The sequence below is a fragment of the Vibrio sp. 10N.222.55.C6 genome, assembly GCF_041473395.1.
GTDB lineage: Bacteria > Pseudomonadota > Gammaproteobacteria > Enterobacterales > Vibrionaceae > Vibrio > Vibrio crassostreae_C.
Genome location: NZ_JBFRSD010001267.1, coordinates 1 through 290 on the forward strand (window position 1 = coordinate 1; position 290 = coordinate 290).

Annotated in this window: 1 pseudogene; it reads left to right on the plus strand. The window is 44.5% G+C overall.

Features of this window, described 5'->3' with window-relative positions:
• Positions 1-157: 157 nt before the first annotated feature.
• A pseudogene (locus tag AB4486_RS28485) lies at positions 158-290 on the plus strand (type IV pilus biogenesis/stability protein PilW); the annotation flags it as partial.

A 290-nucleotide genomic window follows, 5' to 3' on the forward strand; every position in this document is an offset into this window, starting at 1 on the left:
CCGATTCACAAACACATAAACCGTGTTCAGTATGTTGTTGATAAAACGACGAATTGGACGCGGTTTTTTATGGTGTGTGGGTCGCATTCCATGATAGATTTACGACTTCAATGGGTTTGATTTCATATGATGGGTTGGTGTTCATAAGGAGCTTCACATGCCTGCCAAGCCATCATTTTCAAATCCGATTTCGTTGTCCCGCCCTCTTTCGTTATCAAGTGTGGTACTACTTGCCTCGCTTTCCTTGGCCGGTTGTGTCTCTGTCACTGAAGGACCGCCAAAGATTGAAA